This is a genomic window from Silanimonas sp., from assembly GCF_044377035.1.
Classification (GTDB): Bacteria; Pseudomonadota; Gammaproteobacteria; order Xanthomonadales; family Xanthomonadaceae; genus Silanimonas.
Genome location: NZ_JBILJW010000003.1, coordinates 149,767 through 168,007, shown reverse-complemented (window position 1 = coordinate 168,007; position 18,241 = coordinate 149,767). Strand labels below are relative to the sequence as shown.

The 18,241-nt window shown below is 69.6% G+C and carries 23 protein-coding genes; 13 read left to right on the top strand and 10 right to left on the bottom strand.

Translation table 11 applies throughout. From position 1 onward, the window contains the following. Positions 1–57 precede the first annotated feature (57 nt). On the top strand, positions 58–396 hold the full coding sequence (locus ACIQ6S_RS02775; RefSeq protein WP_397607013.1) for a DUF3301 domain-containing protein: 339 nt from the start codon (positions 58–60) through the stop codon (positions 394–396). Between the two features lie 19 nt (positions 397–415). Here the strand turns inward: ACIQ6S_RS02775 and ACIQ6S_RS02770 are convergent, their stop codons facing one another. The 6 genes from ACIQ6S_RS02770 to ACIQ6S_RS02745 form a co-directional block, all read right to left on the bottom strand. Then, a complete protein-coding gene (locus tag ACIQ6S_RS02770) occupies positions 416–817 on the bottom strand; it encodes a ClpXP protease specificity-enhancing factor (RefSeq protein ID WP_397573484.1) in 402 nt (133 codons plus the stop codon). Positions 818–840: 23 nt separating this feature from the next. Beyond that, on the bottom strand, positions 841–1,479 hold the full coding sequence (locus tag ACIQ6S_RS02765; protein ID WP_297867100.1) for a glutathione S-transferase N-terminal domain-containing protein: 639 nt from the start codon (positions 1,477–1,479) through the stop codon (positions 841–843). Between the two features lie 215 nt (positions 1,480–1,694). After that, positions 1,695–2,417, bottom strand: coding sequence for a cytochrome c1 (locus ACIQ6S_RS02760; protein ID WP_397607012.1), 723 nt, complete (start codon positions 2,415–2,417; stop codon positions 1,695–1,697). Next, positions 2,410–3,657, bottom strand: a complete 1,248-nt coding sequence (locus ACIQ6S_RS02755) for a cytochrome bc complex cytochrome b subunit (RefSeq protein ID WP_397607011.1) — start codon at positions 3,655–3,657, stop codon at positions 2,410–2,412. Before ACIQ6S_RS02755 ends, ACIQ6S_RS02760 begins: the two co-directional genes overlap by 8 nt. Further along, complete coding sequence (gene petA / locus ACIQ6S_RS02750) at positions 3,657–4,268, bottom strand: ubiquinol-cytochrome c reductase iron-sulfur subunit (RefSeq protein WP_297877113.1); 612 nt, start codon at positions 4,266–4,268, stop codon at positions 3,657–3,659. The genes ACIQ6S_RS02755 and petA overlap by 1 nt, the downstream gene beginning before the upstream one ends. A gap of 122 nt (positions 4,269–4,390) precedes the next feature. Next, positions 4,391–5,380 carry a lytic transglycosylase domain-containing protein gene (locus tag ACIQ6S_RS02745; RefSeq protein ID WP_397607010.1) on the bottom strand — a complete coding sequence of 330 codons (990 nt, stop codon included), beginning with the start codon at positions 5,378–5,380 and terminating at the stop codon, positions 4,391–4,393. Positions 5,381–5,452: 72 nt separating this feature from the next. On the opposite strand from ACIQ6S_RS02745, the gene miaB reads away from it, so the two are divergent. The 7 genes from miaB to corA all read left to right on the top strand — a co-directional run bounded on the left by miaB (position 5,453) and on the right by corA (position 12,132). Continuing rightward, a complete protein-coding gene (gene miaB / locus ACIQ6S_RS02740) occupies positions 5,453–6,796 on the top strand; it encodes a tRNA (N6-isopentenyl adenosine(37)-C2)-methylthiotransferase MiaB (protein WP_397607009.1) in 1,344 nt (447 codons plus the stop codon). Further along, on the top strand, positions 6,796–7,779 hold the full coding sequence (locus ACIQ6S_RS02735) for a PhoH family protein (RefSeq protein ID WP_397607008.1): 984 nt from the start codon (positions 6,796–6,798) through the stop codon (positions 7,777–7,779). Before miaB ends, ACIQ6S_RS02735 begins: the two co-directional genes overlap by 1 nt. Next, positions 7,779–8,477, top strand: a complete 699-nt coding sequence (locus ACIQ6S_RS02730; protein WP_397573478.1) for a haloacid dehalogenase-like hydrolase — start codon at positions 7,779–7,781, stop codon at positions 8,475–8,477. Before ACIQ6S_RS02735 ends, ACIQ6S_RS02730 begins: the two co-directional genes overlap by 1 nt. Further along, positions 8,474–8,941: an rRNA maturation RNase YbeY gene (ybeY, locus tag ACIQ6S_RS02725; RefSeq protein ID WP_397607007.1), complete on the top strand. Its 468-nt coding sequence runs from the start codon at positions 8,474–8,476 to the stop codon at positions 8,939–8,941. The genes ACIQ6S_RS02730 and ybeY overlap by 4 nt, the downstream gene beginning before the upstream one ends. Before the next feature lie 90 nt (positions 8,942–9,031). Further along, positions 9,032–9,886 carry an HlyC/CorC family transporter gene (locus ACIQ6S_RS02720; protein WP_297867091.1) on the top strand — a complete coding sequence of 285 codons (855 nt, stop codon included), beginning with the start codon at positions 9,032–9,034 and terminating at the stop codon, positions 9,884–9,886. Beyond that, positions 9,870–11,111 (top strand): DUF4105 domain-containing protein, encoded by a 1,242-nt coding sequence (locus ACIQ6S_RS02715; protein WP_397607006.1) that lies wholly within the window; start codon positions 9,870–9,872, stop codon positions 11,109–11,111. The genes ACIQ6S_RS02720 and ACIQ6S_RS02715 overlap by 17 nt, the downstream gene beginning before the upstream one ends. Before the next feature lie 7 nt (positions 11,112–11,118). Beyond that, on the top strand, positions 11,119–12,132 hold the full coding sequence (gene corA, locus ACIQ6S_RS02710; protein ID WP_397607005.1) for a magnesium/cobalt transporter CorA: 1,014 nt from the start codon (positions 11,119–11,121) through the stop codon (positions 12,130–12,132). A gap of 31 nt (positions 12,133–12,163) precedes the next feature. Here the strand turns inward: corA and sufT are convergent, their stop codons facing one another. Further along, entirely contained in the window at positions 12,164–12,715 is a 552-nt protein-coding gene (gene sufT, locus ACIQ6S_RS02705; RefSeq protein ID WP_397607004.1) for a putative Fe-S cluster assembly protein SufT, read from the bottom strand. Between the two features lie 166 nt (positions 12,716–12,881). On the opposite strand from sufT, the gene ACIQ6S_RS02700 reads away from it, so the two are divergent. Beyond that, positions 12,882–13,280 (top strand): hypothetical protein, encoded by a 399-nt coding sequence (locus tag ACIQ6S_RS02700; RefSeq protein WP_397607003.1) that lies wholly within the window; start codon positions 12,882–12,884, stop codon positions 13,278–13,280. 19 nt (positions 13,281–13,299) lie between these two features. Here the strand turns inward: ACIQ6S_RS02700 and ACIQ6S_RS02695 are convergent, their stop codons facing one another. Next, the gene (locus ACIQ6S_RS02695; RefSeq protein ID WP_397607002.1) at positions 13,300–14,751 is read right to left on the bottom strand and encodes an NAD(P)(+) transhydrogenase (Re/Si-specific) subunit beta; all 1,452 of its coding nucleotides are present in this window, start codon (positions 14,749–14,751) and stop codon (positions 13,300–13,302) included. Further along, on the bottom strand, positions 14,751–15,038 hold the full coding sequence (locus ACIQ6S_RS02690) for an NAD(P) transhydrogenase subunit alpha (protein WP_397607001.1): 288 nt from the start codon (positions 15,036–15,038) through the stop codon (positions 14,751–14,753). Before ACIQ6S_RS02690 ends, ACIQ6S_RS02695 begins: the two co-directional genes overlap by 1 nt. A 147-nt stretch (positions 15,039–15,185) precedes the next feature. On the opposite strand from ACIQ6S_RS02690, the gene ACIQ6S_RS02685 reads away from it, so the two are divergent. The 4 genes from ACIQ6S_RS02685 to ACIQ6S_RS02670 all read left to right on the top strand — a co-directional run bounded on the left by ACIQ6S_RS02685 (position 15,186) and on the right by ACIQ6S_RS02670 (position 17,067). Next, complete coding sequence (locus tag ACIQ6S_RS02685) at positions 15,186–15,527, top strand: hypothetical protein (RefSeq protein WP_397607000.1); 342 nt, start codon at positions 15,186–15,188, stop codon at positions 15,525–15,527. A gap of 61 nt (positions 15,528–15,588) precedes the next feature. Beyond that, positions 15,589–16,161 (top strand): RNA polymerase sigma factor, encoded by a 573-nt coding sequence (locus ACIQ6S_RS02680; RefSeq protein ID WP_397606999.1) that lies wholly within the window; start codon positions 15,589–15,591, stop codon positions 16,159–16,161. Then, positions 16,158–16,613 (top strand): hypothetical protein, encoded by a 456-nt coding sequence (locus tag ACIQ6S_RS02675; RefSeq protein ID WP_397606998.1) that lies wholly within the window; start codon positions 16,158–16,160, stop codon positions 16,611–16,613. Before ACIQ6S_RS02680 ends, ACIQ6S_RS02675 begins: the two co-directional genes overlap by 4 nt. Before the next feature lie 4 nt (positions 16,614–16,617). After that, the gene (locus tag ACIQ6S_RS02670; protein WP_397606997.1) at positions 16,618–17,067 is read left to right on the top strand and encodes a DUF3106 domain-containing protein; all 450 of its coding nucleotides are present in this window, start codon (positions 16,618–16,620) and stop codon (positions 17,065–17,067) included. Between the two features lie 24 nt (positions 17,068–17,091). Here the strand turns inward: ACIQ6S_RS02670 and ACIQ6S_RS02665 are convergent, their stop codons facing one another. Continuing rightward, positions 17,092–18,189: an NAD(P) transhydrogenase subunit alpha gene (locus tag ACIQ6S_RS02665; protein WP_397606996.1), complete on the bottom strand. Its 1,098-nt coding sequence runs from the start codon at positions 18,187–18,189 to the stop codon at positions 17,092–17,094. Between the last annotated feature and the right edge of the window lie 52 nt (positions 18,190–18,241).

Below are 18,241 nucleotides of genomic sequence, written 5' to 3'. Positions count from 1 at the left end.
CACCCTCCCCCGCCGTTCCGCCTTGCGTCGCGGCCCGTCCACCACCACATTGCGCGGATGGACTTGCTCAGCTTCGCCTTCCTCCTCACCGTCGTCGCCCTGGCCTGGAACTGGTGGGCCGACCGCCGCGCCGCCGATGCCGCCACCCGTGTCGCCCAGCGCGCCTGCCAACAGGCCGGCGTGATCTGGCTGGACCAGAACGTGCAGCGGGTGCGGAAGCGCCTCGCCCGCAACGACGAGGGGCGCCTCGGCTGGCAGCGCGACTTCGATTTCGAATTCTCGGCCAGCGGCCAGGAGCGCCAGCTGGGTCGCGTCAGCCTGCTGGGCGAGCGTGTCGTCGGTCTGATCGGCCCGGACCGTCCGCCGCTTGTCTACGTCGGGCCTGGCGGCGCCTGAGCCCGCTCGGGCCCTGGCCCTACTTGATGATCCGAAGGTGGCCGCCGCGCTTCGGCGGCTCCGGCGCCGGTCCGGACCCATCGGTCGAGTCCTGCGGCGGCGCCACCTCGCCCTCGTCGGGCGGCAGGCCCATGCCCTGGCCGGTCTCCTGGGCGTAGACGGCGAGTACCGCCGACACCGGCACGATGACCGAATGGCTCACGCCGCCGAAGCGCGCCATGAAACTCACCTCGCGGTTGCCCAGCTGCAGATGGGCCACGGCGCGGCCGGCGACGTTCAGCACCACGCGGCCGTCCTTCACTGCCGAGGGGGGCACCTGCAATCCGTCGTGCTGGGCATCCACCAGCAGGTAGGGCGTCATGCCGTTGTCGACGATCCACTCGTGCATCGCCCGCAGCAGGTAGGGGCGATTCGAGGTCATCAATGCCGGCGTGCCGCCCTCGCTCATGCGGGGATCTCGCGCAGCGCCTTTTCTTCCGGCGTGAGGCTCCGGATGAAGCCCGGGTTCCGGAAGATGCGCTGGCCGTAGTCGTCGATCGGCTTGGCTTCCTTCGGCAGCACGATCCCGAGCGACGGCAGGCGCCAGATGATCGGGGCCATGGCGCAGTCAGCGAGGCTCATTTCCGGGTTCAGGAAGAACTTCGACGCCTTGAACAGCGGCAGGGCGGCCAGGACGAGGTCGCGCAGCTGCTTGCGGGCGTTGTCGGCCTGGGCCTTGCTGCCGGCCTGCTGGGCGGCCTGCACGTGCGGCACCCATTCGTGCTCGAGGCGCAGCATGGCCAGGCGCAATCGGGCCCGCGACAGCGGATCGATGGGCATCAGCGGCGGGTGCGGGTAGCGCTCGTCGAGGTACTCGGTGACCACCGAGGCCGAATACAGCACCAGCTCGCGTTCCACCAGGGTGGGCACGGAGTGGTAAGGATTCAGGTCGATGAGGTCCTCCGGCGGGTGCGCCGGATCGACCGGGACGAGGTCGTAATTGACCCCTTTCGCGGCCAGCACGAGGCGGACGCGGTGGCAGAGGACGCAATCCCTTGCGGAGAACAGGGTCAAGGTGTTGCGCAAACGCGGGCTTGCAGCCATCGGCACTTCCCTTCGACGCGGCCCTCGACCCCTCGCCGACGGCCCAACAATCCCTAACGTGCCGTAAATGGACGGCGAACCGCAAGGGCCCGCCTACCCCGGGCCGGCCGGCGGCCCCCCGCCCCCCCAAACGCGAAGGCCGCCCCGGGGGGCGGCCTTCACTCCGGCACCGGGCCGGGAACGCCGACGTTCGGCGGCCCCGGGCGGGTGGGACGTCAGTGGATGTCCTTCCAGTATTCCTGCTTCAACAGGTAGGCCAACAGCGTGAAGAAGGCCAGGAACAGGATGACCCACACGCCGAGGCTTTCGCGCTGCAGGCGCGCCGGCTCGCCGACGTAGGTCAGGAACGCGGTGATGTCGAGGATGGCGCGATCGTAGTCGGCCTCGGAGAAGCGGCCACGCTCGTGCTCCTGGATGACAAAGCCTTCCTCGGTCTTGCGCTGCTTGCCCTGCAGCTCCCAGAGCACGTTCGGCATGCTGGCGTTGGCCAGCACGGTGTTGTTCCAGCCCATCGGGCGGGACTCGTCGACGTAGAAGGACTTCAGGAAGGTGTAGATCCAGTCTTCCTGGCCGATCTTGCCGCGGGCGGTGGTCGAGAGGTCCGGCGGAGCCTTGCCGAACCAGGCCTGGCCGTCGCCCTTGGCGATGCCGGTCTTCATCACCTCGCCGATCTTGGCGTCGCCCTTGATCAGGAACTGCTCGACCTGCTCCGGGGTCAGCTCGAGGTCCTCGGCCAGCCGCGAATAACGCATGTACTGCAGCGAGTGGCAGGCGGCGCAGTAGTTCATGAACAGGCCGGCGCCTCGCTGCAGCGAGGCCTTGTCCTGCAGGTCGATCTGGGCGTCCTCGAGGTGCACGTCGCCGGCGGCCGACACAAAGGCCGGCGCGACGAGGAGGACCGACGCAGCGAGGAGGGCGGAAATGCGCGACTTAAGCATGCGAGGTCACCCGTTCCGGAACCGGCTTGGATTTGTCGATGGAGGTCCAGATCGGCATCGTGATGAAGAAACCGAAGTAGAAGATCGTGCAGATGCGCGCGATGATCGTCTGCGTCTCGGAACCCGACTGCAGACCCAGCCAGCCCAGCAGCACGAAGCAGATGCAGAACAGCGTGATCATCGTCTTGCTGATCCAGCCACGGTAGCGCAGCGAGCGCACCTTGCTGCGGTCCAACCAGGGCAGCAGGAAGAAGATCAGCGTCGCCGCACCCATCACGATCACGCCAAGCAGCTTGCCGGGGACGGCGCGGAGCATCGCGTAGTAGGGGGTGAAGTACCACACCGGCTTGATGTGGGCCGGCGTGACCAGCGGGTCCGCTTCGTTGAAGTTGTCGAACTCCAGGAAGAGGTCGCCGAAGGTCGGGGCGAAGAACAGGATGAAGCTGGCGATGATCAGGAAGACGCCGACGCCCACCAGGTCCTTCACCGTGTAGTACGGGTGGAAGGGGATGCCGTCGAGCGGCTTGCCGGTGGCCTTGTCCTTCACCTTCTTGATGTCGACGCCGTCCGGGTTGTTCGAGCCGACCTCGTGCAGGGCACCGAGGTGCAGCACGACCAGCAGCAGGATGACCAGCGGCAGGGCGATGACGTGCAGGGCGAAGAAGCGGTTCAGCGTCGAATCCGAGACGAGGAAGTCACCGCGGATGAACTCGGTGAGGTCGCCGCCGATCACCGGGATCGCCGAGAACAGGTTGATGATCACCTGCGCGCCCCAGTACGACATCTGGCCCCACGGCAGCACGTAGCCCAGGAAGGCTTCGGCCATCAGCGTGAGGAAGATGAACATGCCGAGCACCCAGACCAGCTCGCGCGGCTTCTGGTACGACCCGTAGATCAGCGCGCGGAACATGTGCAGGTAGACGACGACGAAGAACAGCGAGGCGCCGGTGCTGTGCATGTAGCGCACCAGCCAGCCCCACTCCACGTCGCGCATGATGTACTCGACCGAGGCGAAGGCTTCCGTCGCGCTCGGCTTGTAGTGCATCGTCAGGAAGATGCCGGTGACGATCTGGTTGACCAGCACCAGCAGCGCCAGCGAACCGAAGAAGTACCAGAAGTTGAAGTTCTTCGGAGCGTAGTACTCCGACATGTGCTTCTTGTAGAACGGGATCAGGCCCGGGGTGCGCTGGTTGAACCAGTCCACCGCGCCGTTGACCGCGCTTTCGATCTTGGCGTTCATCAGGCGGCTTCCTCCGGCGCGATGCCGACCACGACGCGGTTGGCATTGGCCTTATCGAAATGGTACGGCGGCACTTCGAGGTTCGACGGCGCCGGGACGCCCGAGAACACGCGGCCGGCGAGGTCGAAGCGCGAGTTGTGGCAGGGGCAATAGAAGCCGCCCTTCCACTCGCTGTCGAAGGCCTGCGGCTGCAGCTCCGGCACGAACAGCGGCGAGCAGCCGAGGTGGGTGCAGATGCCGACGAGCACGCCGATCTCGGGCTTGATGGCCCGGGTCTCGTTCTTGGCGAAGGCCGGCGTCTGGTCGACGTTGTCCGACTTCGGGTCGGCGAGGCGGTCGTCCAGCGTCGGCAGCGCACTCAGCTGTTCGCCGTTGCGCTTGAAGATCCAGACCGGCTTGCCGCGCCATTGGATGATCATGCGGGCACCCGGCTCGAGGTCGAGCTTGCTGATGTCCACTTCAACCGGGGCACCGGCCCCTTGCGCGCGGGCGCTGGGCTTCCAGGTGCTGAGGAAGGCATAGCCGCCGGCGGCGGCGCCTGCGGCACCGACCACGGCGGTGGTCGCGGTCAGAAACCGACGACGCCCGTTGTTGACCCCTTCGTTGGCCATTCGGCTCTCCGAACTTCGCTGTACGTGAGGATGCGAAGGGCCCGAACGAGCCTTCGCAGCAAGGCCGAAGTGTAGCCGAACGCCCATTTGACCGACAACGCCGCCGGACGACGGCGAGGGGCCTAGGGGGCGCCTGCACCCGACATCGGAACCGCGACCGACCCGGCCGGCCCGAGCGCCTCGCGGTAGCGGGCGTGAAGGGTGGCCACGCGACCCACGTAGCGCTGGGTCTCGTCGAAGGGCGGCACGCCGCCGTAGCGGTCCACGTTGCCTTCACCGGCGTTGTAACCCGCCGCAGCGAGCGTGGTGTTGTCGTCGAAGCGGTCGAGCAGCCAGGCCAGGTACTGCACCCCGCCGGCGATGTTCTGGGCCGGGTTGAAGGGGTCGGCCACGTTGAAACGGTCGGCCGTGGCGGGGATCAGCTGCATCAGGCCCTGCGCCCCCTTGTGGGAGACGGCGTTGGGGTTGAAGGCCGACTCGGCGTGGACGATCGCCCGGACGAGGGCCTCGTCGACGCCAAAGCGCGCCGCGGCGGCGCGGATTTCAGCGGCGTAGGCCGCGGTGTTCAGGCGGACGTTGGAGAAATCGACGCCCGGCAGCGATCCGCAGGCGTAGCAGGTCTCGACGTAGGTGAAGAGCGTCCGCACGGCCGAGCCCGCGTTCTGCGGGCGGACGTTCGTGTAATGCGTGACGCCATCCTTCATGTAGGTGTAGACGGCGCCGCGGGTGACCCGCGCACCGCGGGCGCTGCCGGCCCCCGGCGCGGGTGCGGCCCCCGGACTGGCCAGGAACTCGACGCGGCGGGCCGGGTTGGCCGCCGGGGCCCGCGCGGGTGCGGCAGCGGCTGGGCTCTGCGCAGCGGCGGTGGGCGCCGGGGCCGGCGTGGGCGCGATGGCGGGACGGGGGTCGGGGCGATAGCTGGCGGCCACCGTGCAGGTCATCCCGGACTGCCGGCGGCTGCCGTAATGCGAGATGCCATCCGGACCGACGCAGCGGTAGAGCGTTCCGGCCTGTGCCTCCGAAGCCCCGCCCGGGCCGAAGGCCAACGCAAGGGCGACCCACCCGGCGAGGGCGGCGGGCGACGCGGGCTTCTGGGCGCGGAGGGGACGCATGGCGCGAAGTGTCCCCCAGCAGGGCCGGGCGTACAATCCGCGCCCCATCCACCGGAACGGAGTACCCACCGTATGCCCGGCAAGCTCTTCATCAAGACCCACGGCTGCCAGATGAACGAGTACGACTCGACCAAGATGGTCGACGTGCTCGCCGCCGAACACGGCCTCGAACTCACCGAGAACGAGGCGGAAGCCGACGTCATCCTGGTCAACACCTGCTCGATCCGCGAGAAGGCGCAGGAGAAGGTGTTCTCCCAGCTCGGCCGCTGGAAGGCGCTGAAAAAGAACAACCCGAACCTCGTGATCGGCGTCGGCGGCTGCGTGGCCTCGCAGGAAGGCGAGGCGATCATCAAGCGCGCGCCCTTCGTCGACGTGGTGTTCGGCCCGCAGACGCTCCATCGCCTGCCCGAACTCATCGACGCCAAGCGCGAGACCGGCAAGCCGCAGGTGGACATCTCGTTCCCGGAGATCGAGAAGTTCGACAAGCTGCCCGAGCCGCGCGCCGATGGCCCAACCGCCTTCGTCTCGATCATGGAAGGCTGCAGCAAGTACTGCGCCTTCTGCGTGGTGCCCTACACCCGCGGCGAGGAAGTGAGCCGGCCCTTCGAGGACGTGCTGGTGGAAGTGGCCCAGCTCGCCGACCAAGGCGTGCGCGAAGTCACCCTGCTCGGCCAGAACGTCAACGCCTACCGCGGCGCGACGGACGATGGCGGCACCGCCGACCTCGCTGACCTGATCCGCGCCATCGCCGAGTTCGAAGGCATCGGCCGCATCCGCTTCACCACTTCGCACCCGATGGAGTTCACCGATTCGCTGGTGGAGGCCTACCGCGACGTGCCGAAGCTGGCCTCCTTCCTGCACCTGCCGGTGCAGTCAGGCTCGGACCGCGTGCTGACCGCGATGAAGCGCAACCACACCGTGCTGGAGTTCAAGGCCAAGATCCGCAAGCTGCGCGAGGCGCGGCCGGACATCTGCCTGAGTTCGGACTTCATCGTCGGCTTCCCCGGCGAGACCGACCGCGACTTCGAGCAGACGATGAAGCTGATCGAGGACATCGGCTTCGACCAGAGTTTCTCCTTCATTTACAGCAAGCGCCCGGGCACGCCGGCGGCGAACCTGCCGGACGACACGAGCTCGGAAGTGAAGAGCGCCCGCCTCACCCGATTGCAGGAGACGATCACCGCGAACGCGCGGAAGATCTCGCAGGCCATGGTCGGCAGCGTGCAGACCGTGCTGGTGGAAGGCCCGTCGAAGAAGAACCCGAATGAAGTGACGGGCCGCACCGAGAACATGCGCTTCGTGAACTTCGCTGGCCCGCAGCGCTTGGTTGGCCAATTCGTGGACGTGGAAATCACCGAGGCGTTGAGCAACTCGCTGCGCGGCCGCATCGTCACCCGCGAGACGGTGGCCGCCTGATGGCCGACGCCGCGACGCCGCGCGATTTCACGCTCGATCCCGAGGACGGCGAGCGGCTGGCCAACCTCGCCGGTCCGCTCGACGCGCACTTGCGGCAGATCGAGCTGCGGCTCGGCGTGCAGATCGCCAACCGCGGCGGCGTGTTCCGCGTTTCGGGTCCGGACAAAGCGACGACCGTCGCCGAACGCCTGCTGCGCCAGCTCTGGGCCGACACCGAGACCGATGTGCTGACGCCGGAATCCATCCACCTGCGCCTCGGTGCCGATGACGAGAGCGCCGTGGAGCGCGATCTTGGCTACGCGCCGCAGGACGTCGCCATCAAGGTGAAGCGCGGCACCATCCGCGGCCGCGGCGCCAACCAGGCGGCCTACCTGCACGCAATCGCCACGCACGACATCAACTTCGGCATCGGCCCGGCCGGTACCGGCAAGACCTACCTCGCCGTGGCCAGCGCCGTCGAAGCGCTCAGCGATTCGCGCGTGCAGCGCATCCTGCTGGTGCGGCCGGCGGTCGAGGCCGGCGAGAAGCTCGGCTTCCTGCCCGGTGATCTCTCGCAGAAGGTCGACCCCTACCTGCGGCCGCTTTACGACGCGCTCTACGAGATGCTCGGCACCGAGAAGGTGGCCAAGCTGATGGAGCGCAACGTCATCGAGGTCGCGCCGCTGGCCTACATGCGCGGCCGCACGCTCAACGACGCCTTCGTGATCCTCGACGAGGCGCAGAACACCACCGTCGAACAGATGAAGATGTTCCTGACCCGCATCGGCTTCGGCACGACCGCGGTGATCACCGGCGACCTCTCGCAGATCGACCTGCCCAAGCACCAGAAGAGCGGGCTGCGCGACGCGGTCGAGGTGCTGAAGGGCGTGGAGGGCATCAGCTTCCAGATCTTCGAAGCCAAGGACGTGGTACGCCATCCGCTGGTGGCGAAGATCGTGCGCGCCTACGACCGCCGCGACGCGGAAGGCGCCGCCACACCGTGATGGACGGCCCTCCCGGGACCGGCGCCGGACCCGCGGCCGATGTGGTCGTCTACGACTTCGACGGCACCCTCGTGGAGGGCGACATCGGCGCGGCCTTCGTCCACCACCTGCTGCAGGGCTGGCGTCGCGCCCTCGCGCTGCCGGTCGCCCCGCTGGGCCTGGCGCTCATGCGTTTCGAATCCACGCGCGCGTTCGGCGTGGGCGTGTTCCTGCGGGTGGCCACGATCGGCCGCGACTCGCCTGCCGTCGAGGCCTTGGCGACGCGCTTCGCCGACGCCCGCGCGCTGCGACGCCGCGAGCGCGAGATCGGGTGGCTCGAAGCCGACCTTTCGGCCGGCCGCCGCGTCGTGGTCGCCACGGGGGCGTTCGAGACCTTGGCCCGCGTGATGCTGCGGCGGCTCGGGCTGGAGGGCCGGGTGGTGCTCGTCGCCTCGCGGCTGCGCCCGGGCGCGATCGGCCTTGGCGTCGCCCGCCATTGCAACGGCGAAGCGAAGCTTCGGGCGCTGGCCGACGACGGGTATCCCGCGCCCTATGCCAAGGCGGTTTCCGACTCCTGGGCCGACGCGCCGCTGTTGCGCGCTGCGCGCGAGGCCATCCTCGTCAACGCTTCGCCCGCCAGCCGTGCGACGCTTCAGCGCGTCGTCGGCCCACGCCTGATCGATGCCGACGCCCCCGACACGCCACGCTGGATGCCATGACCCGCCCTGCCCACTCCGTCACCGTCAGCTACGGCCTCCCGCGCAAGGGCCTTCCCGCCGCCGCCAGCGTGCGCCGCTGGGTCGAGGCCGCGCTCGCCGGCCAGCGCCGCGCCATCGAACTGTCGGTGCGCTACGTCGATTCCGACGAGGGCCGCGCGCTGAACCGCGACTACCGCGGCAAGGACTACGCGACCAACGTGCTGAGCTTCCCCGTCGAACTGCCGCCGGGCGTCCGCTCGCCGCTGCTGGGCGACCTGGTCGTCTGTGCCCCGGTGGTCGCACTGGAAGCCCTGGGGCAGGACAAGCCGCTGACCCACCACCATGCCCACCTCGTGGTGCATGGCGTGCTCCACCTGCTGGGCATGGACCACGAGCGTTCCGAGGCGGAAGCGGACGCCATGGAAGCCCGCGAGCGCACCATTCTCGGCCGCCTCGGCATCCCCGACCCCTACGCCGAACGCTGAGGGCGCGGGCGGCCCTCCACCGGGCCCGTCACGGCCATCGGCTACACTCCGCAGTTCGCGCCCCTCTTCGGGGGCAACGCACCGAAACGAATGTCCGAGGACGACTCTAGTCCCCTGCCCGAGAAGCGCTCCTGGCTCGAACGCCTGTCGCACGCCTTCTCGGGTGAACCCGAAACCCGCGAGGACCTCCTGGAGATCCTCCGCGACGCCCGCAGCAACCGGCTGATCGAAGGCGACACGCTGAGCATGCTGGAAGGCGCGCTGAGCGTTTCGACGATGACCGTGGCCGATGTCATGGTGCCGCGTGCGCAGATGGTCTCGCTGCCGGTCGACGGCAAGTTGCTCGACCTGATGAAGCACGTCGTCGAGAGCGGCCATTCCCGCTTCCCGGTGCATGGCGAGGACCGCGACGAGATCCTCGGCATCCTGCTCGCCAAGGACCTGCTGCGCGGCATCGTCGCCGACAGCGCGGTGCAGGACGTCCGCGAACTGCTGCGCCCGGCCCTGCTGATCCCCGACAGCAAGCGGCTGAACGTGCTGCTGCGCGAGTTCCGCGCCTCGCGCAACCATATGGCGATCGTCGTCGATGAACATGGCGGCGTGGCGGGCCTGATCACCATCGAGGACGTGCTCGAGGAGATCGTCGGCGAGATCGACGACGAGCACGACGACGCGGCGGACGCCTCGACCAGCATTGCCGCCGAGTCGGACGGGCAGTTCGTGGTCGAGGCGCTGACACCAATCGACGAGTTCAACGAGCGCTTCGGTGCCGAATTCCCGGACGACGAGTTCGACACCATCGGCGGCCTCGTCGTCGCCGGCATCGGCCACCTGCCGGAGCCGGGCGAAGCCTTCGAGAGCGGCCGCTTCCACTTCACCGTGGTCGATGCCGACCAGCGCCGCGTGCACAGCCTGCGCGTGAGGCTCCATGACGCCATCCGCTGAGGCCCGCCCCGTGGCCGCGCTGCTCACGTGGCGTTTGGCGGCTCGGGGCGTCGTGGCCTGGGCGCTCGTGGTACTTGCCCTGTTCGCCGGCGCCGCCCTCGGCGCGCCGCGTGTCGGCGTGCTCACGATGGCGCCCGGCGAGGTGTTCTTCGAGCGCTTCGGCCACAACGCCATCGTCATCGACCCGCAGGACGGCCGCGAACCCACCAGCTACAACTTCGGCTACTTCGACCCCGGCGAACCCGATTTCCTCGCCCGCTTCGTCGCCGGCACGATGCGCTACCGCCTCGTCGCCCTGCCGCTCGAGGCCGACCTCGCCCAGTACCGCGCCAGCGGCCGCGGTGTCTCGGTGCAGTGGCTCGACCTCGACGCCACGGAAGCCGGCGCACTGGCCGCGATGCTCGAAGTGAACGCGCGGCCCGAGAACGCCGTCTACGACTACCGCTACTTCACCGACAACTGTTCGACGCGCGTGCGCGACGCACTGGATGCGGCCCTCGGCGGCCTGCTCAAGCGCACGCTCACGGCCAGCTCCGAGGGCAACACGCACCGCAGCGAAGCGGTCCGACTCGCCTCCCCCGCCGTGTGGATGGGCACCGGCTTCCACCTCGGCCTCGCGGCGAAGGCGGACCGCCCGCTCTCGCGCTGGGACGAAGCCTTCATCCCGATGCGGCTCGCCGACAGCCTGCGCACGCTGAAGCGCGCGGATGGTCGCGCGATCGTCGTCTCGGAAGCCGAAGTTTTGCCGCATCGCCTCGCGCCCGAACCGGCGGAAATGCCGCAGCTGGGTTTCGAAGCGGCGGTGGCCGGGTTCGCGCTCGCCCTGGGGCTGCTGTGGTTGGGCCGGCGCGCCCCCCGCACCGTGGCGGCGTTCGCCGGCGGCTTCTGGCTGCTGGCGGGTCTGGCCGGCGTGACGTTGCTCTTCCTGTGGTTGGGCAGCGGCCACGATTTCGCTTGGGGCAACGAGAACCTGTTCCTGCTTTCGCCGCTGGCCTTGGGGCTGCTGCCGGGCGCCTTCCGCGCGATGCGCGGCCGCCCACCCGGGCGCGTGTTCGGCGTGCTGATCGTGGTGGTGCTCGCCCTGGCCGGCCTCGGCGCCTTCCTCAAGCTGATGCCCTTCATGAAGCAGGCGAACGTCGAGTGGGTGGTGCTGCTGCTGCCGCTGCACTGGGCGCTGGCGCGGCACTTCCGCCGGCTTGCCGCCACCACGACCGCGGGCCGATGATGCGGGCATGAGCCCGGTCATCCCGACGCACCCGACCGCGCGCGCCGACATGGTGCGCGCCTGCATCCACTACCGCGACGGCCGCAAGGTCGCGGACCTCGAACTGGATGCGATCTCCGACGTGCTGGAGGTCGACGACGGCAGCTTCGTCTGGGTGGGGCTGTACGAGCCGGACGAATCCCTTCTCGGCAAGCTGCGCGAAGAATTCGGGCTGCACCCGCTGGCCGTCGAGGACGCCCTGAAGGCGCACCAGCGCCCGAAGATCGAGCCCTACGGCGACGCGCTGTTCATCGTCATGCACACGGCGCAATCGGCGGCCAACTGCGCCATCGGCGTCGGCGAGACCCACGTGTTCTTCGGGCCGCGCTACCTGATCACGGTGCGCCACGGCGCCTCCCTGCCCTACGCCGCGGCGCGGGAGCGCGCCGAGCAGAACCCGGAGCTGTTCCGCCTCGGCCCCGGCTACGGGCTTTACGCCGTGCTCGACTACGCCGTCGACAACTATTTCCCGATCGTCGAGCAGTACCGCCAGGAGCTCGAGACGATCGAATCCGACATCTTCGACCAGCAGTTCAAGCGCGACACCATCCGCCGGCTCTACGACCTGAAACGCGACCTGACGACGCTCCGCCTCGCGGTGTCGCCACTGAACGACGTGCTGGCGCAGCTCACGCGCTTCTATCCGCACCTGGTGCGCGACGAGCTGCAGGTGTATTTCCGCGACGTGCAGGACCACGTGGCCCGCGTGGCGGAAGCCACCGACACCATGCGGGAGATGCTCACCGCTGCGATGTCGGTGAACCTGTCGCTGGTGGCCGCCGAGCAGGGCGAGGTGGTGAAGCGCCTCGCCGGCTGGGCGGCGCTTTTGGCCGTGCCCACGCTGGTAGCGAGCTGGTACGGGATGAACTTCGAGGTCATGCCAGAGACGAAGGCACGCTTCGGCTACCCGATCCTCGTCGGCGGTCTCGTCGTCGCGGTGGGGCTGCTCTACCGCGTGCTGAAGAAGGCGCGCTGGCTCTAGTCGGCGGCTCGACCGGCCCGTCGGCCGGGCGTCACAGCATCCCGGTTTCGAGCTTCGCGGCTTCCGACATCATCGACTGGTTCCACGGCGGGTCGAACACGAGTTCGACATCGGCCTCGGCCACCGTCGGGATGCGCTCGACCTTGCTGCGCACGTCGTCGACGAGGATGTCGCCCATGCCGCAGGCGGGCGCCGTCAGCGTCATGCGCACGTCCACCTTGCGTTCGCCGTCGTCGCGACGGCCGAGCTCCACCGTATAGACGAGACCGAGTTCGACGATGTTCACCGGGATCTCGGGATCGAAGCAGGTGCGCAGTTGCGCCCACACCAGCTGCTCCACTTCGTCGTCGCCGGCGTCCTCGGACAGCGCGAGGGCCTCCGGGGCGTCCTTGCCGATCGCATCGGCGTCCTCGCCGGCGATGCGGAACAGGTTGCCTTCGACGAACACGGTGAAGGAGCCGCCGAGCGCTTGTGTGATGTAGCCGACGCTGCCTGCCGGCAAAGTGACGCGCTCGCCCTGCGGCACCAGAACCACGGTGCAATCACGGGAGAAGCTGACGGGTTCGCTGGAGCGGCTGTACATCGGCGGGAATCAGGACCAAATCGGGGCTAATTCTACCGGGCCGGCGGGAATCGGCGCGAGGGCACCGCGAAGACACGGCGCGGCCGTCGCCATGCCGCTACGCTGCGCAGCCCTGCCCTGCCCGGCCTCCTGCTTGAACACTGCTGCCGCTCGCACGCTCCGTCCCTTGCACAGCCGCCACCGCCGGGCGGGCTTCGCACTCGCGCTGGCCTTGCCATTGATCGTGGCGCTGTGGGGCGCGGTGGCCCTGTGGTTCGACGCGCCGGCGGCCTGGATGGCGGTGGTCGTCGCGGCGGACGCCAGCGTGCTGCTGTCCCTGCTGCGGGTGCCGGCCGGAACGGGTCGCGCCGCGTGGGCGCTGGGTTTCCTCGCCCTCGCCACGGCGGCAAGCCTGTGGCTGATGGCTGCCGGCGTGGTGGGCCCGGCCTTCGGCCTGCTGCCCTGGGAGTCGGCCCTGCGCCTGGGGCCGGTGCTGTTCGGCGTGGTCGCCGAGCCCTGGCTGGGGCTCGGCAACCTCGCGTGGCTGGCCGCGGCCGTGGCGCTGACGCTGTGGTGGAACCGCTAAGGGCGCGCGCGGGGGCGGCTCAATGGCCGCCGTCCAGCTCCTTCATGCCGCCGATCAGCTTGGCGATCGCGCCGCTCGCATCGCCGTAGAGCATGCGCGCGTTGTCGGCGTAGAAGAGCGCGTTCTCGATGCCGGCGAAGCCGGTGCCCTTGCCGCGCTTCACGACGATCACGTTGCGCGCCAGCGAGACATCGAGGATCGGCATGCCGTAGATCGGCGAGGCCGGGTCGGTCTTGGCCACCGGGTTCACCACGTCGTTGGCGCCGATCACCAGGGCCACGTCGGTGATCGGGAACTCCGGGTTGATGTCGTCCATGTCGGCGATGATGTCGTAGGGCACGCCGGCCTCGGCGAGCAGCACGTTCATGTGGCCGGGCATGCGGCCCGCGACCGGATGGATGGCGAACTTCACGTGCACGCCGCGCTTCTGCAGCGCCTGGGTGAGCTCCCACACCTTGTGCTGCGCCTGCGCCACGGCCATGCCGTAGCCCGGCACGATCACCACGCGCTCGGCGTAGGCCATCATCGCCGCCACGTCGCTGGCCTCGATGGGCTTCTGCGAACCGCTGATGGCCTGCGCCTCACCGGTCGCGCCGAAGCTGCCGAACAGCACGCTGCCGAGCGAACGGTTCATCGCCTTCGCCATCAGCTGGGTGAGCAGCATGCCCGCCGCGCCGACCACCATGCCGGCGATCATCAGCGCTTCGTTCTGCAGCACATAGCCCTCGAAGGCGACCGCGAGGCCGGTGAGCGCGTTGTAGAGCGAGATCACCACCGGCATGTCGGCGCCGCCGATCGGCAGCGTCATCGCCACACCGACAATCAACGCCAACGCGAAGAAGATCGCGATGACGAGGATGGCCGGCGTCGGCTGCAGCACCAGCAGCACGCCGCTCAGCACCGCGCCCACCATCAGCGCGGCGTTGACCATCTGCTGTGCCGGGAAGGTGTAGCGCTTGTCCATGCGACCGTCGAGCTTCGCCCAGGCGATCACCGAGCCGGAGAACGAGATCGCGCCGATCAGCGCACCGACCACGGCCAGCACCGTCATGGTCGGGCTCATGCAGGCGTGGTCCGCCATCGACGTGGCGTCGCAGGTGCCGGTGTGGCTCGAAGCGCTCACCAGCGCCGCCGCACCGATCGCCGCCGCGGAGCCGCCGCCCATGCCGTTGAAGATGGCGACCATCTGCGGCATGTCGGTGAGCGGCACGCGCTTGCCCCAGACCCAGAACACCGCGCTCAGCACCAGCGCCAGCACCATCAGGCCGAGGTTGAGCGGGTCGACGCCGTGCGAGCCCCAGGTGGTGGGCGCGACGAAGGTGACCAGCGTGGCGAGCACCATGCCGACGCCGGCCCACTGGATGCCGCGCCGCGCCGTCACCGGCGAGGACATGCGCTTGAGGCCGACGATGAACAGCACCGCGGCGATGAAGTAGCTGGCCTTGGCCAGCAGGTCGAGCAGGCCTTCCATCAGTTCGCCCCCTTGCTCGACTTGAACATCTCGAGCATGCGCTCGGTCACCACGTAGCCACCGACCGCATTGCCGGCGCCCAGCAGCACGGCGAGGAAGCCAATGGCGCGCTCGGTCGTGGTGTCGGCGTGGGCCAGCGCGACCATGGCGCCGACGACGACGATGCCGTGGACGAAGTTGGACCCCGACATCAGCGGCGTGTGCAGGATTACCGGCACCCGCGAAATGATTTCGTGGCCGCAGAACGCGGCCAGCATGACGATGTACAGCGCGACGAACCCGTCCATCCGTTTCCCCATGTGGCGAGCCCGATGGGCTCCTGTCCCCGGCCCCATCTTAACCACGGGATGAACATCGTCCGCGAGCGGTCAACGCGCCGGGATGGCATGGCGTTATGGCGACCACGGCAACCGCCGTGATCCCGGAGCCCTGCCATGCGCCACACCGCCGCTTCCCGCCCCTTCGCCCGCCTCGCCCTGACCGCAGCCCTCCTCATCGGTGCGTCCGCCGCGTCCGCGCACGCGACCGGCCCCGTCGCCGACCGATGGGAAGCCCGCGGCGATCGCGTCGACCAGCGCCTCGACGCCCGCGGTGACCGCATCGACGGGCGTCTGGACCATCGCGCGGACGTGGCTGAGGCCCACGGTCGCGAGCACCGCGCAGACCGCCTCGATGACCGCGGCGATCGCATCGACCACCGGCTCGATGCCCGCGGCGACCGGCTCGAGCGCCGGGCCGACCGGATCGGCCAGCGCCGCCAGGGCCGTCGCGGCTGAGCCCTTCGCCCTTCGCCCTCCGTCCCGTCAACCGAATCCGAACCGCTGCGTTATCGTCCCCATGGATGGCCACGGACCCCCACGCCCCTTGAGCCCGAACGCGGCCCCGCCGGAGATGGCGCTCGACGGCTTCCTCGCCAGCGTCGAGCGCCGCGCCTTCCGCATGGCCGAGTTGGCGCTCGGGCACCGCGAGGACGCGCTCGATGCCGTGCAGGACGCGATGATCGCCTTCCTCGGCTATCGCGATCGTCCGCAGTCGGAGTGGCCGGCGCTGTTCTTCAGCGTGCTGCGCAGCCGGATCACCGACCGGCATCGCCGCAACAGCGTGCGCCGACGCGTGCTCGCCGTCTTCGGCGTGCGCGACGAGGAGGAGGCCGAGGATCCGATGGCCCAGATCGCCGACACCGCGCCCGGCCCGGCCGAAGCCGACGAGCGGCAGCGTGCATGGAAGGCGCTGGGCCACGCCCTGCGTGCCCTGCCCCGTCGGCAGCGCGAGGCTTTCCTGCTTCGCGAGCTTCAGGGCCTGTCCGGCGCCGAGACCGCCGCCGCGATGGGCTGTACCGAGGGTTCGGTGAAAACCCACCTGTTCCGCGCGCAGGCCGCGCTACGGACCCAACTGGACGATTGGCGATGAACACTCCCGACGACGGCCGCCTCCACCGCGCCCATGCCCTTTTCGATGCCCAGGTCGAGGCCCTCGACGGCGCCACGGCCACGGCACTGCGCGCCCGGCGTCGCGAGGCGATCGCGACGATACCGACGCGATCTCGGCGGGCCTGGTGGTGGCCAACCAGCGGACTGGTGACCGCGGCCCTGGCCCTTGCTGTCGTGATGCCACGAAGCGCATCGATCGACGATGTCACCGGTACTGGCGCAGTGGCATCGCACGCCACGGCGGCAACCTCCGGCGTCGCCGCTGTGGAGGACGGCCAGGCGGAACAGGCCGCCCAATTCGCCGATGGGGCGCTCGTCGAGTTCGAGAACGATGCCGAGTTCTACGCATGGCTGGCGACCCTGCCCGCCGAATCCGCCGCAGACACGCCCTCTCCGCCCCCCCATTCCCCGAATACCCCGCATGAAGGATGACGCCATGACCCGCACGCCCCCGCCCATCCGCGCCAGCGCACGCGCCTTGCTGGTCGCGCTCGCCGTCTGCTTCGCCTTGCCTCTGGCGGCGCAGTCCGCCGGCACTGCGCCCGCCGCCGGGGCGGCGGTAGGTGCGCCGATCCCTTGGGAATCACTCTCGGAAGCGGATCGCGCCGCCCTGCTCGAACCCATCCGGGAACGCTGGGAGCGCGCGACTCCGGAACAACAGCAGCGCTACCTCGAGCGCGCGCACTTCTGGGCCAGCCTGACCCCGGAACAGAAGCAGCAGGCGCGCCGCGGCATGCGGCGCTGGGCCGATACCGATCCGGAAACCCGCGCGCGCCAGCTCGAAACCTGGCGGCGCCTGAGGGATGACCAGCGAAACCAGCGGCCCGGTCACGACACCCGATCGGACCACTTCGACCGTCCGCGCGATCCCTTGCAGCAGCGCTGAGACCGGGTCCGCGCCGGCTTGGCCTCAGGCCGTCGCGGCGGCCGGAGCGCGCACCCAGCAGCTCTTCTCGATCAGCTCGTCGTTCCAGTCGAGCGTGATCGCGCCGTCCTTCACGAACAGGCTGACGAAGTTCAGCAGGTTGCGGGCGTACATCTCGCTGGCATGCACGGCACCGCTGCTGGCGAGGTTGAGCGGGCCGGCGACGGTGACGCCGCCGTGCTGCACGTTCTCGCCGGGGGTCGTCAGCTCGCAGTTGCCGCCGGTCTCGGCGGCGAGATCGACGACCACGCTGCCCGGCTTCATGCCGGCCACCATGGCCGCGGTGATGATCTTCGGCGCGGCCCGGCCCGGCACGGCGGCCGTGCACACCACCACGTCGATGGTCTTGAGATGGTCGGCGAGGCGCTGCTGCTGCAGTGCACGCTCCTCGGCGCTGAGCTCGCGCGCGTAGCCGCCGCTGCCCGCGGCGGACACGCCGAGGTCGAGGAACTTGCCGCCGAGCGATTCGATCTGCTCGCGCGTCTCCGGGCGCACGTCGAAGCCCTCCACCTGGGCGCCAAGCCGGCGCGCCGTGGCGATGGCCTGCAGGCCGGCCACGCCGGCGCCAACGACCAGCACCTTCGACGGGCGGATCGTGCCCGCCGCGGTGCTCAGCATCGGGAAGAAGCGCGGCGCGAGCTGCGCGCCGAGCAGCACGGCCTTGTAGCCGGCCATGCCGGCCTGCGAACTCAGCACGTCCATGGCCTGCGCGCGCGTGGTGCGCGGCAGCTTCTCCATGGCGAAGGCGGTGGCGCCGCGCGAGGCCAGCGCAGCCTCGCGATCACCGGGCGCGTGGGCGGCGAGCATGCCGACGATGACGGCGCCGGGCTTCAGCTTCGACAGGGTGGCGGCATCGGGCGACTGCACGCAGAGCAGCAGGTCGGCCTCGGCAAGCGCGGCCGCGCCATCGGCGCCTCCGGCGGCCTCGTAGGCGGCATCGGGGAATCCGGCGTCGGCGCCAGCGTCACGGGCCACGCGCACCTGCGCGCCGAGGGCGGCGAGCTTCTTGGCCGTTTCGGGGGTGATCGCGACGCGGCGTTCGCCAGCGGCGGTTTCCTTCAGGCAGACCACGGTGACCGGCATCGGCGCGTCCTCGAATAGGGAGCCCCGATGCTAGCCCACGGTTCAGGCCCTG